A 12,725-nucleotide genomic window follows, 5' to 3' on the forward strand; every position below is an offset into this window, starting at 1 on the left:
CAATGCTCTATTAGGATTGAACACACCGATATACATAAAGTGCTCAAAGTCTCAAAAGTTACTTGAAATCTGAAACTCGCTTAGACGTCTTTTGGGCAGCATCGAGTTGATTCATCTTTGTCGAGAACCTTCATGTTGAGTACTTTCTAACGCAAAAGTGCCCCATTGTTACTTGGGGCTAGTACTAATCCATCTATTGTGAGTATGGCTTTGCCTTAATAAATCTTATTTGAACTCGCCTCTAAATGAGTGGGCTTATCGATGTAACTCAGCAACGCTCATAGTGAAAACTAAATCCGAATCTGCTTGGTTTGAGTAGCTGTGAGGGACATCCGTTTTAGCTATAGCGGACTGACCTTCATGCAGTTCTATGGCTTTCCCATCAATATTCAAAGTGAGTATTCCAGACTCAACATGAAAAAGTTCAAACGTGCCTTGTGGATGACCTGCTGATTCAAAAACTTCTGATGGTTTCATATTCCAGCGCCACAACTCAATCATATCTGGGCCGCTTGTTCCCGCCAGAAGTTTTGCGCTACCACCGTGCTCGCCAGTCCAAAGCGTTGGAATGTCCTCTTTATCAATGATGTTGACTGTTGGATTACTCGCAACATTCACAATATCGGCAACCGAAATCCCAAGGGCAGCAGACAGTTTACACAACGTCGAAATGCTAGGGTTAGCTGCCCCTTTCTCTACTTCTACTAACATGCCTTTACTTATCCCTGCTCTTTTTGACAGGGCATCCAGTGACAACTTGAGCCTTTTTCGATGTTCCTTGATCCTTGCGGCTACCGCTTGATTAATGAAATCAGCATCAGTGCCACCATTGGTCGATATATTGACTTTTTTGGTCATTGTAATGTATCTTGCATGAAAATGAATCACTGAAGGAATTATCTAATGGTTGTTGTAGTGCCGTCAATCGATGCTCGAATTTCCCAGATTGCACCAGAGTTCAAAGCATTGAGCATATCCGTTAAAGGAACGGAAGTTCAGAGCCAAGAGTATGCAAAACGGGTTCTGCAAGAAGCATGTACTTCCGTCATTGAGAACGACTATCCATGGGCAGAATCACACATCAATGCGTGGGGAGACGTTTTTCGTCAATTTGGCGCTAAACCAAATCGAACCCCTTGCTCGGCTGCTGCACTGCGAAAACGAGTATTGAAAGATGGAGGAATGCAGAGCATTGACCCTATTGTGGATATTTATAATGCCATCAGTATTCGATACGCCATACCCGTAGGTGGTGAAGATATGGACAGTTATCAAGGAGCGCCAACACTCACTATCGCAGATGGCTCTGAATCCTTTGACACCATGAAAAATGGTGAGGCTTCAATTGAAAACCCTGATGTTGGGGAAGTAATTTGGCGCGATGAAGTAGGCGTTACTTGTCGTCGTTGGAACTGGAGGCAGGGTGTCAGAACCCGAATTGAATCTGGCACACGTAACATGTGGTTTATTCTAGAAAGCTTGCCTGAAATGCGACTAGAACACTTGCAGGAGGCGGGGCAAGAAATGATTAAACACTTGCAAGTGATCATGCCTGATTCAGTGATAGAGCAATCGTTGGTGTTTGCTTCAAAATCCATTGAGGTTTGATGTGATAAATACTTTGTTAACGGGTGCCGTTGTTTCTGGAAGTTTGATTGTCGCAATCGGTAGCCAAAATGCGTTTCTATTAAAGTGCGGATTAAAAAAGCAATACGCACTGTCCGTTGCCACTATCTGCTTTCTTGGAGACATTCTACTGATCAGTACTGGTGTACTTGGTATAGGGACACTGCTCTATAAAGCACCATTATGGAAAGACCTTTTGACTCTTGGCGGCGTAGTATTTCTTTTCTGGTATGGCTACCAATCTGCAAAATCAGCATGGAATGGTTCAAGTCACCTAGAGTTGGAAAATTCGGACATTGCCCAGAGTTGGTTAAAAGTCGTTTTAATGGCGATGGCTATCACTTTTTTAAATCCACATGTCTATCTGGATACGGTGGTGATCCTTGGTGGTGTGACTGCTCAAATGGAACCTGATGAAAAACTATTGTTTGTTATAGGGGCACTGATTGCATCAGGGATCTGGTTTTATGGATTAGTGTATTTGGCTAACAAGTTGATCCCACTTTTTAGTAAGCCAAGAACATGGAGAATTTTAGATTCTGCGATTTCATGCATCATGTTTGGTATTGCATTGAAGCTCGCAACAACTTTGTTAAGCCAATACATATAGAACGTCTCGATAAAGCTGCATTTCCAATAACTAAACTGCTCCTGCCAGATTGGACACAGATTTTCCATACCAGAAGTTATTCGCATTTTGCTAATTTAAGTAAATGCTCTAAATCATTTCTGTCCAAGAGAGTGCTGGCGCAGTTCAAAGTAGGCACTTGCTTTGGGTTACTCGACTCCAAGTAACTTTATTGCTATGTTTCGCAAAATATATGGAGAATCTCCTGCGCGTTATTTTTCTAGATGCCGTGCAGAATAATGTGTTGACCGGCTGAGGGAAAAATGAAAACCAAAATAATAATGTCTTTTCTACTCGCTACATTGTGTGTCAGTGCCAGCGCCAGTACGAATGAGCCGAAATACCATTCTGCGCTAACAATCAAAACGGGATTCAGTGAAGACAGAGATAAGCCAGTAGAAGTCTATTATTGGTATCCCACAACGAACGAAAAAAACAATTTCACGTTTGGTAGGGGGAACATTTTTAAATCAGTCGAAACGCAGTTAGATGCCCCGTTAGCAAGTGGAAAATTTCCCGTTGTGCTTTTGTCGCAGGGCGGAACACGGTCAGCGTTTTCCCACAGTGGTTGGATAGCCACGAGCCTGGCGCAACAAGGTTATGTCGTTGTGGTACCAAAGCCTCCTGCACCGAACGAAATCAATGCAGAAATGGCTGTTGATGAAATCACATTCAGAACCAGTGATTTGGTGCTTGGGCTGAACGAATTAAGTTCGGTCGGGATACTGTCCGGAGGCGTAGATACTGATGCAGTGCAGGGGGTCGGCTTTTTTCTGGGCGGCACATCTATGCTGATGCTCTCCGGAGCGAAAATAAGCCCGGAGAAATATCGAACATCGTGTCACAACGCCACCAATGTAGACTGTCATTGGTTACGTGAAAATAACATTGATATTACCAGCATCCCGGATCAAAAATTCCCCCGATTTCAGTCTGAAAACAAACTGAAATCGGTCGTCGTTATCAACCCTGAGCTAACGAAAACTTTTGTCCCTGAAACTCTGGCCTTGATGAACAATGCTATCACCGTGGTGACGCTTTCTGATCGGCTACATCCCGCACTGACACCAGCCGATTCACTTGTTGATCTTCCCAATGTGACGTTTCAAGAGATTCCTAGTGCGAGTCAGTTTAGTGCGTTCGCAGAATGTACTGAGCGTGGCATTAAAATTCTCGCATCAGAAGGGGAGGAAGCACTTTGCCAGGAGCGTGACGAGGTTTCCAGAAAGGACAATCATCAGCACATTTTGGATGTAATTCTGGTCAGGTTAACAAAGTCATAAGAGTGCAACAATGAGGAGCTTTCTTACACATTGTGTGCTTGGACCAGCAAAGCGAGAAGTAAGTTTTTGCAGGCTTATCCTTTCACCATAGTGCAAGGCCTACTAGTGACCGTGTTATTTGATCTAACTAAGTACTTGTACCAACATTTTGAAACTTAGAAGAACACACAAAATACCAACGATTTTCTTAAGAACTTTATTTGGGAAATACTCTGCACAACGTACGCCGAGGCTAGTAGTTAAGTAGCTACTAATGGAGAAGCTGAGCATTGCAGGAAGGTATATGTATCCTAATACTAAGTTGTTCCAATCTGTGTTTCCCCATCCGTTTAACATGTAACCGAGGCTTCCTGACAGCGCGATAGGGAAACCTATCGCAGCAGAGGTACCAATAGCACGTTTTACCTCAAAATTTTGCTGGACAAGATAGGGGATGATCAACCCCGCACCGCTTATAGAGACAAGCGCTGATACAGAGCCAATCACCGAGCCTACAGTGATATTACCGATAGCCCCATGTGGGTTAGGGTTGTACTCATTTTCAGTGTTGAGAAACATCTTATAAGCAACATACAACATGAATACGCTGAAAAAGCCTGCCAGATAGACTCCTTGTAGATACGATGCTACGAATGTGGCGCAAAATGTTCCGACTAGAACTCCGCTCAACATTTTTACTACCATTGTCGAGTCTACATTCTCTTTTTTGTAGTGAGCGCGCATGCTGCCCAATGTTGTAATAATCATCGAAGCCATTGATGTCCCTAACGCAAGATGCACTACTTCCGTATCAGCTATTCCCTGTAGTGAAAATAGAAACGCAAAAATAGGGACGGCCATTCCACCACCACCCACACCAACGAGTCCAGCGAGAAAGCCAATGCCCAAGCCTGCTGTAATGTAATAGATAATAAAGATAGGTTCGTTCATGATGGTTCTGCCTTCGATAAAATGATCGTTGCTAAAATGTTACTCGAACGCTAACTTGCTATGGTAACGTTAAGAGGACAGAAAATAATGAATAATGGCCAAAATGGAATTGAGTAAATAAAGTGACAAACTCTGATTACAGCGAATGGAAAAATGGCGCCGCACTGATCGTTAAGGAGTGGCAGCATGAAAGGAGCGACTTCAACCATTTGGATCAACGGCCACATAATTGGCACAGTCATCATCGAGGCCAGTTACTGTGTATAGATGAAGGGCTAATTCAGGTCAAAACCGATGAAGGAACGTGGATACTTCCACCTCACCGAGCTGGTTGGATCCCCCCGGGTGCGATGCACAGTGTTTATTTTTGTGGTTCTCTGAAAGGTCGTTCATTACTGTTTACTCCAGAGAGTTGTGAGCGGTTTCCAATGAGACCTTGTGTTATCCAAATGAGCGATGTGTTGAAAGCCCTATCGGTTAGAGCATCGATATGGAGCAAAACAGACGATCTATCCATACAGTCTTTACGTATTCTCGCCGTAATATCCGATGAAATCGTCAATAGCCCTCATGAGTCACTCCACATCCCACTGCCCAGAGATCCGAGACTGCAAAAAGTTACTCAAGCAATTTTAATAGACCCAAACAGCAAGCATTCTGTAGAGCATTGGGCCAATATTGGGGCAGTCTCATCTCGGACGTTAAGACGATTGATTCGAAGTGAGTTAAACATGAGTTTTAGTGAATGGCGGCAACAAGTACTGCTAATACATTCATTAGAAATGATAGCTCGAGGGGAATCGGTGGGAGATATTGCACATGCTTTAGGTTATTCGACGCCCAGTAACTTTATTGCGATGTTTCGTCGGGTCTATGGCGATTCACCCACGCGTTACTTTTCGAGTCGTGGCATATAGTTGCCAGAGCTTACCTAAATTAGGTTCGTTTTTATGTACTGAGGCTTTACATACATTTACTCACCCAACATAAGCAAGTGCTTCTAGCTTCTTTCTACCCCAAATGAGCTGAAATCAATTTCGAAGTGGATGATAGATTCGTCGCGAACGCTACCATCTTGGTCGTAGAGTATTGGTTACCGAAACCATTAACTCATGTTAGTGAAAGGAAATTCCTGAACCCTATAGTGCTTCTTTCACCAATCTTCTGTTTGGGCCATTATCTCTAACATCCAGACGCGAAATAGCATAAGATACACGGCCTTTACTAGCACTGAGCCACTCATCGTAATGACAGATAAAACACAGCAAGCGACATTTGCCGATCTTGGCCTGATTCCAACATTAGTCGAGCGACTAGAAGCGTTGGAATACAGCCAACCGACGCCTATTCAATCCCGTGCTATTCCTGATATCCTTGAAGGGAAAGATATTATTGGTGGTGCCAATACGGGTTCTGGTAAAACCGCTGCTTTTTCGCTGCCAATCTTGCAAAAAATTGTTCAGCAAGACGGATCAAACAATCGCCGTGGTAACTTCGTTTCTCACCTGATTTTAGTTCCAACTCGTGAGTTGGCATCACAGGTGGCATACAACGTCAAATCTTACTCGTACCATCTTAGAGATAAGATCAAAACGGTTGCCGTATTTGGTGGTGTATCGGTGAACCCACAAATGCTAGCGCTTCGCGGTGGCTGTGACATTATCGTAGCTACGCCGGGTCGATTACTTGATCTGGTATCCAGTAACGCGATTAAGTTGAGCCAAGTAGAAACGCTCGTTCTTGACGAAGCTGACCGTATGTTGAGCCTCGGATTTACCGAAGAACTGAATAAGATTCTTGCGTTACTCCCAGAGAAGAAACAGACGCTGTTATTTTCTGCTACTTTCCCTGATAAAGTCACGACGCTGGCTCAGCAGTTGCTCCGCGACCCTGTTGAAGTTCAGTTGCAGAGCGCAGAAGCCAGCACTTTGGTGCAGCGCGTGTTTAGTGTAAATAAAGGTGAGAAGACGGCGGTACTCGCGCACTTAATCAAACAGCACCAGTGGCGACAGACTTTGATTTTTGTGAATGCTAAGAATGCCTGTAACCATTTAGCTCAAAAATTGTCAAAACGCGGTATTACCGCTGAAGTTTTCCATGGTGATAAAGGGCAGGGCGCTCGTACTCGTGTCCTTGACGGTTTTAAGTCTGGCGAGATTCAAGTTCTTATTGCCACCGATATCGCAGCACGCGGCCTTGATATTGAAAAACTTCCAGTGGTGATTAACTTCGATCTTCCGCGTAGCCCTGCTGATTATATGCATCGAATCGGTCGTAGTGGTCGTGCTGGTGAAGTAGGTTTAGGGTTATCTCTTATCGATTACGACGACTACCACCATTTCAAAGTGATAGAAAAGAAAAATAAGTTCCAACTTGAACGCGAGCAGGTAGTCGGTTTTGAAGTGGAAGACGATCAGAGTGAAGCCTACTTTTTACCAATGAAGCCGCGAGCGAAGCCAGCAGGTACGGGTAAAAAGAAGAAAAAGCGTAATCAATAGAAAACGTAAACTACATGTGAGTTTACTTACGGGAGTTGCTGGAGAAAGGGAATGCTCACTAGCTTGAGTCTTCGCTTCTAGCCATTCCTTTAAAGAACAATAGAGCCCTGCTGGAGCTACCAGTAGGGCTCTATTGCTTTTCAAGATAGTGTTATTGGCGACGAGCAGGGCGTCCGCGAGGTGAACGCTTTTTAAATGCAGACGCTGCTTTAGCTTGTGACTTAAGAATAGAGTCAACGGTTAGCGGCATTGGCTCTTTAGGTTCAAGGCCATGAGGGAAGGTACGAGCTCTTGGTGGTAAGTTGTATTCTTCTTCGCTCGCGCGTGGCATACGCTTAAAGCGATAAAGGTAAAAGTTTTCTAATTTTTCTCTCGCCCATTCGGTTTTCTTTAAATACTTCACGCTACTTGCAATCGAAGGCTTAGTGTTAAAGCAATTAAAACGCATTGCTGTATCTAGAATGTCCCAGCCGTAAAAATCTACTAACTCTTGCAACATAGTCTCTAGCTTTAACCCGTGCAGTGGATTGTTCTGTTGCAGCTCGATTCTCTCTTCGTCAGTCATCATTTTTAAGGGCCTTACTCATTAAAGGGCGGAGTTTAACAAAGTATACAATGCAGAGATATCTATAGTTACTTTGCGATGGATGCGAGCACAGTGATCTCTACCTTGAAAGTATAAATCGGAATTGGCCGTTCTACTTGGCTCTCTGCTCAAAAATGACTCATAAAAGTTCAAGCGTCTTAGTTCAATGTTAAATTATTGTGTAATAAGTGAGATTTTTGTTGTTCTTTTACTAATGTCTAATATTCCTACCCATAGCAACACATGCTTAATAAGCTCAAAATCAAAATTGGTTCATGCCGCTATCTTAGTATGGCCTAGAAGTTTGATGTGGGTGTTGTCTCGTATTGGTCGAAGGTCTGTCTACCAAGCGAAACTCTAGTTGACGTAGTTCAACGTTGAAACATAAAAGGATGACTCAATGTCTGACAAAAGTAAGACTTTTTACAGGGATGTGCGCAAAAAACCGCATGAATTTGAAAGCCGAGAAGACTTTCTAAATCATGATTTAACCGTCATGAGTTTCCGTCGCTGGGGAATTCATTTGCCCTCACGTGATTACAGTATTGAAATCGAAGACTGGGTACCTGCATTAGCAGCGACCATTGGTAAAGTGGTGATGGTCACTGCCATGGTTTCCGCTTTTGCTGCTCAGTTTGGTTTATCTCCGGAATTCATTGCAGAAAACGTGCGTTACGAATTGCTTATCGCTGGAGCCCTGTTCGTCATTCTGTTTTCTGCCATCCTAAACCCGAATGCAAACTTAGCGGGAACCCATGGCCCAATGATACCGCTGATTCCTATGATCGCAGCTGCAGGAGGGCACCCTCTCGCGCTAGGTTTGATGGTATGTGTTTTTGGTTTAATTCTCGCTTTAACCAAAGGTGGCTCTAAACTCATGACTCTGACTGGTATCGGGGTTCGAGGAGGGTTGTTGATCTACCTTGGTGCCGTTGGGTTGCTCGGGCAAATTAATAAGACGGAAGCGTGGGCTGCAAGTACGGACCAAGGTTACATTTCGTTTGTGGTCATAGGCCTAACCGTTATGGTTTACGCTTACTTAGCCAAGATCAATAAACGTTGGCTCGCTATCCCATTGTGCTCTGCACTCGCGGGTATTGTTGCTTATATGATGGGAGCGGAATTCACTTTTACCACAGAACCGGGCCTGCCTAATTTCAGTCCATTCTACTGGTGGGGGGAAGATACAGGCTGGCAACTAGGCTGGCCAACCCTAGAGCACTTTATTGCCGTGACTCCATTTGCTCTACTGGCAGTCGCTATGTGGTCCCCTGATTATCTCGGCCATCGTGTGTTTCAAGAACTTAACTACCCAAAAGAAGCGAAAGGTGTACTCATGGATGTCGACGACACGATGGTCGGAGCATCTGTTCGTCAGGGGGTTGGTTCACTCTTAGGGGGCGGAAACCTAGCTTCTTCTTGGGGAACGTACATGATTCCTGCCGCAATTGCCAAGCGTCCTATTCCAGGTGGCGCTCTGTTGACGGGTTTCATGTGTATTGCGGCGGCGGTAATTGGCTACCCAATGGATCTAGCAATGTGGGAACCTGTTCTGCGCGTTGCTTTGATTGTGGGTGTATTCTTACCACTCCTTGAAGCGGGTATGCAGATGATCCATAAGCATAAAGATTCACTCAGTGCAGGTATCTGTATTTTTGCCTGTGCATTCGTTAATCCAGTCTTCGGTTGGGCAATCACGATGCTGTTGGATAACCTCGGGCTTATCGGCGACCATGAGCGTGCTAACGAACTATCGCGCAAAGATAAATATCTGATTCCTGGCACTGCGTTTATCGTTTGTGCAGGCTCCCTTGCTATTGTTGGTCAGCTTCCAGGCATTCCAGCTCTTATCGGTTAATCGAATTATGCTCTAAAGGTATAGTGAGAACAGTGAGTAAAGGGACTTGCTTCTTAAAATAGTAGACAAAAACAAAAAGCTACCTAGTACCAGGTAGCTTTTTGCATGTAGGGTTAGGCTACGGAGTTAGGCTATATGAGTGATTCAATGCCGTATTTTGCGCCGTAGTGTTCAACGACAAAATCAATGTCTTTGTCACCACGGCCTGATAAGTTGATCAAAATCGAGCCGGTTTCTCCTTGCTGCGCGAGTTTAATTGCGTAAGCGACAGCGTGTGAGGATTCAATAGCAGGAATTATTCCCTCTTCACGAGACAGCTCAAAGAATGCATCAATCGCTTCGTCATCGGTGATTGAGCTGTAATTGACACGGCCAATGTCTTTTAAGTAACTATGCTGAGGTCCAACCGATGGGTAATCCAAGCCACTTGCTACAGAGTACACTTCCTGAGGTTCACCTTGTGCATCTTTAAGCATGTAAGACTTAAATCCGTGCATGATACCTGGCTCACCGAGTGTGAGTGTTGCAGCATGCTCGCCAACCTTTTGCAAAGAGCGGCCCGCAGGTTCAACGCCGTGAATGGCGACTTGTTCATCCTCTAAGAAAGCAGTAAATAGCCCCATCGCGTTAGAACCACCTCCAACGCATGCGACGAGATTATTGGGTAACTTGCCGGTCATTTCTTTGAATTGAACTCGTGCTTCGTTACCGATAATTGATTGGAAATCTCTCACCATTTTAGGGAATGGGTGAGGGCCAACGACAGAGCCTATCGCATAAAGTTGTGTATCAGGATCTTTCAGATAAGCTTCGAATGCAGAATCTACCGCTTCTTTGAGGGTTTTGCGCCCATGAGTGGCAGGAATGACATTAGCACCAAGGATTCTCATGCGGACGACATTCGGATGTTCTTTGGCGATATCAACTTCACCCATGTAAATATCGCATTTCAAGCCAACCAATGCCGCGGCTGTAGCAAGCGCAACACCGTGTTGCCCTGCGCCAGTTTCAGCAATCAGTTTCTTCTTACCCATCTTTTTAGCGAGAATGGCTTCCCCTAAGCAGTGGTTAATTTTATGTGCGCCTGTATGGTTTAAGTCTTCGCGCTTTAGGTAGATGTCTGCTCCGTATTTTTTAGACAAGTTTTCCGCATGGAAGATTGGGCTAGGTCGTCCAACAAAGTGCTTATACAAGCGAGCGAGTTCCGCTTTAAATTCAGGATCTTTGCTGCATTCCTCATAAGCTGCGTTGATGTCATGCATGATTTGTTCAAGCTCAGGTGGAACAAAGCTACCACCGTATTCACCAAAGTATCCTTCTTCGTTGGGCATAGTGAGATCAAACGAGTTTTTCATTATTTACATCCTAGTTAACGAAAGTATTGATACTTTATACCCAAAATTTGGAAGAGGTTGTGTGATCAGTTGCTTAAATAACAATTGTCGATCTAGTGAACTAGTTAAAAAGTACAGCTTGGGTAGGGGATAATAGTTGGGATGTAGAATCAGGTGGTTTGAATAGGTGCAAAAAAGCCCCGAGAGATCCTAGGCTGTCATAAGAACCTCTCGAGGCAAACAGAGTGCTGGAAATACACTCTGCGATGGTGTCTGGAAACAAAAATTAGATTCGTTTCCTTTGTCAGATATTAGGGTTTTAGAATGAGTCGATGTCAGCGAAATGTCACAAGTTAATTGCGGTATTAAAAGCTTATTTTTTATTTTTGATTAATGGATTAGAAAGTAACCTAAAACAGGCTAACCTACCGCGTGTTCCGCATCTTTTAAGTTGAACATGATCTTTCTTTATTTCGAATCGACGTCTTTAACCAACACGTGCACTTTAGCTCCTAGAGTAAACGTGGTGCTCTGGCTAGAAATTTTTTGTTTGACTGCATCAAATTCGAACTCACCATTTTGGAAAGTTGATAAAGGAATGAGACCTTCGGTTCCTCTAACTCAACAAATACCCCGAAGTGTGTGACTCCACACGCTGTCCCTATGAAGTGTTGTCCGATAAATGGCTTCATGTAATGACATTTCAGTGCAAACTCAATCTCTCAGCTAGGGATTATGTGCTCGTAGTTATTAGAATTTATTGATTGAGCAGATATATTTAATTTCATTTTTTCTCTTATATTCGCCAATCGCTTTTATTTTATAAACTTTATTTTTATGAGCAAAGCATGAGGCGAAGTGATTCAGATATGAATGAGATTAATTTAATTCCAAACTGGAATTGCAAGGTAGGTTGTGTGATTACCTAAAGATGTATACCAAAGTGACTTTATTGAAAGTGATTAATGATGGTGTGGGAGAGGTAAGTGATTTGGCTATATAAACTTAGATAGAGAATAGTAAGGGCAGTAACAAGTGGAAGGGGGTTGTGGCACCAACAACATTGATGCCACACAAAGAATTACAGTGCAGTTACTTCAGCTGCTTGTAAACCTTTGTTACCTTGTTCAATAACGAACGATACTTTTTGGCCTTCAGTAAGAGTTTTGAAGCCTTCAGAAACAATAGAACGGAAGTGAACGAATACGTCATCACCGCCATTGTCTTGAGAAATAAAACCAAAACCTTTAGTTTCGTTGAACCATTTTACTGAACCAGTTAATTTATTAGACATAGATACCTCTATATTTGATTGTTTTAAATATTGAATTTTTAGCTAATATCAAGTGCTACTATATGATTTTAGAGATAACTATTTTGTCGCAGGAACGTAAACGAGGAATTCGATGTGGAACTGAGAGAAACTTTGATCTTTAATTACATTAATAGCTCTTTCCGTAAGAGCTGATGTGCAGTATACCGACAAAATTAATAAAGGCTAGCCTTTTCTTTTTTATTTTTTGAGTACACCAAGCGCATTGCTTTCAAAGCATACGCTTGGTGTATAAGACGGCGTGATGTTATAGGTGGCGTCGAGCGCTTAGTGTTTTCTGGTTGGGCCGTTACGAACGATGTCTTTACCATTGTCATATACGTGCTGCGAAACCCAGCGGCCAAGGAGCAATTGGTGCTTTTCTCCTAATACGGCAACAAATGGACGGCCATCGGTATTAGAGGTGGCTAGCGCAACGCCAGTGACACCTTCAAGGCCTAGAGCGCCGCTTTCTACTAAATGCAGAAATGCCTCCAACTCTTCAATCGTTTCGATTACATGGTTATCAATATTCATTGTATTCAATCTCTTCGAATTGCATTGCGGTCGCGTACTCTACCTAAGTTAAGCGTGGAAACCAAGCTTCTACGTGCGTCATGTAATGAGAGAACTTTGCCCTGCCACTAATCATCAATAAGTTAGTCTCGAT

The 12,725-nt window shown here is 43.5% G+C and carries 12 protein-coding genes and 1 pseudogene; 6 read left to right on the forward strand and 7 right to left on the reverse strand.

What is annotated here, in order from left to right; translation table 11 throughout:
* Window positions 1-255: 255 nt before the first annotated feature.
* Window positions 256-858: a helix-turn-helix domain-containing protein gene (locus tag R7Q48_RS15700; protein ID WP_053350630.1), complete on the reverse strand. Its 603-nt coding sequence runs from the start codon at window positions 856-858 to the stop codon at window positions 256-258.
* A gap of 45 nt (window positions 859-903) precedes the next feature.
* Here R7Q48_RS15700 and R7Q48_RS15705 point away from each other — a divergent pair, with 45 nt between their 5' ends.
* From R7Q48_RS15705 to R7Q48_RS15715, 3 genes are all read left to right on the forward strand, one after another.
* Window positions 904-1,608 (forward strand): B3/4 domain-containing protein, encoded by a 705-nt coding sequence (locus R7Q48_RS15705; protein WP_256902632.1) that lies wholly within the window; start codon window positions 904-906, stop codon window positions 1,606-1,608.
* A 1-nt stretch (window position 1,609) separates the two neighbouring features.
* On the forward strand, window positions 1,610-2,236 hold the full coding sequence (locus R7Q48_RS15710) for a LysE/ArgO family amino acid transporter (RefSeq protein WP_256902633.1): 627 nt from the start codon (window positions 1,610-1,612) through the stop codon (window positions 2,234-2,236).
* Between the two features lie 281 nt (window positions 2,237-2,517).
* Window positions 2,518-3,537, forward strand: coding sequence for an alpha/beta hydrolase family protein (locus R7Q48_RS15715; protein WP_213912125.1), 1,020 nt, complete (start codon window positions 2,518-2,520; stop codon window positions 3,535-3,537).
* A gap of 123 nt (window positions 3,538-3,660) precedes the next feature.
* On the opposite strand, the gene R7Q48_RS15720 is transcribed toward R7Q48_RS15715, so the two are convergent.
* Window positions 3,661-4,467 carry a sulfite exporter TauE/SafE family protein gene (locus R7Q48_RS15720; protein ID WP_033907508.1) on the reverse strand — a complete coding sequence of 269 codons (807 nt, stop codon included), beginning with the start codon at window positions 4,465-4,467 and terminating at the stop codon, window positions 3,661-3,663.
* 122 nt (window positions 4,468-4,589) lie between these two features.
* Between R7Q48_RS15720 and R7Q48_RS15725 the strand changes: the two genes are divergently transcribed.
* Complete coding sequence (locus R7Q48_RS15725; protein ID WP_213912126.1) at window positions 4,590-5,384, forward strand: AraC family transcriptional regulator; 795 nt, start codon at window positions 4,590-4,592, stop codon at window positions 5,382-5,384.
* Window positions 5,385-5,714: 330 nt separating this feature from the next.
* Complete coding sequence (locus R7Q48_RS15730; protein ID WP_053307822.1) at window positions 5,715-6,965, forward strand: DEAD/DEAH box helicase; 1,251 nt, start codon at window positions 5,715-5,717, stop codon at window positions 6,963-6,965.
* Between the two features lie 151 nt (window positions 6,966-7,116).
* Here R7Q48_RS15730 and R7Q48_RS15735 read toward each other — a convergent pair whose 3' ends face one another.
* On the reverse strand, window positions 7,117-7,533 hold the full coding sequence (locus tag R7Q48_RS15735; protein WP_005375544.1) for a VF530 family DNA-binding protein: 417 nt from the start codon (window positions 7,531-7,533) through the stop codon (window positions 7,117-7,119).
* 418 nt (window positions 7,534-7,951) lie between these two features.
* On the opposite strand from R7Q48_RS15735, the gene R7Q48_RS15740 reads away from it, so the two are divergent.
* Window positions 7,952-9,409: a DUF3360 domain-containing protein gene (locus tag R7Q48_RS15740; RefSeq protein ID WP_151515447.1), complete on the forward strand. Its 1,458-nt coding sequence runs from the start codon at window positions 7,952-7,954 to the stop codon at window positions 9,407-9,409.
* A gap of 131 nt (window positions 9,410-9,540) precedes the next feature.
* On the opposite strand, the gene trpB is transcribed toward R7Q48_RS15740, so the two are convergent.
* From trpB to R7Q48_RS15760, 4 genes and pseudogenes are all read right to left on the reverse strand, one after another.
* Window positions 9,541-10,764: a tryptophan synthase subunit beta gene (gene trpB / locus R7Q48_RS15745; RefSeq protein WP_206958535.1), complete on the reverse strand. Its 1,224-nt coding sequence runs from the start codon at window positions 10,762-10,764 to the stop codon at window positions 9,541-9,543.
* A 447-nt stretch (window positions 10,765-11,211) separates the two neighbouring features.
* Window positions 11,212-11,465: pseudogene (locus R7Q48_RS15750) on the reverse strand (S1 RNA-binding domain-containing protein); the annotation flags it as partial.
* A gap of 359 nt (window positions 11,466-11,824) precedes the next feature.
* Entirely contained in the window at window positions 11,825-12,037 is a 213-nt protein-coding gene (locus R7Q48_RS15755) for a cold-shock protein (protein WP_206958534.1), read from the reverse strand.
* 306 nt (window positions 12,038-12,343) lie between these two features.
* Window positions 12,344-12,592 carry a hypothetical protein gene (locus R7Q48_RS15760; RefSeq protein ID WP_005375646.1) on the reverse strand — a complete coding sequence of 83 codons (249 nt, stop codon included), beginning with the start codon at window positions 12,590-12,592 and terminating at the stop codon, window positions 12,344-12,346.
* Between the last annotated feature and the right edge of the window lie 133 nt (window positions 12,593-12,725).

The organism is Vibrio sp. 378, assembly GCF_033339435.1.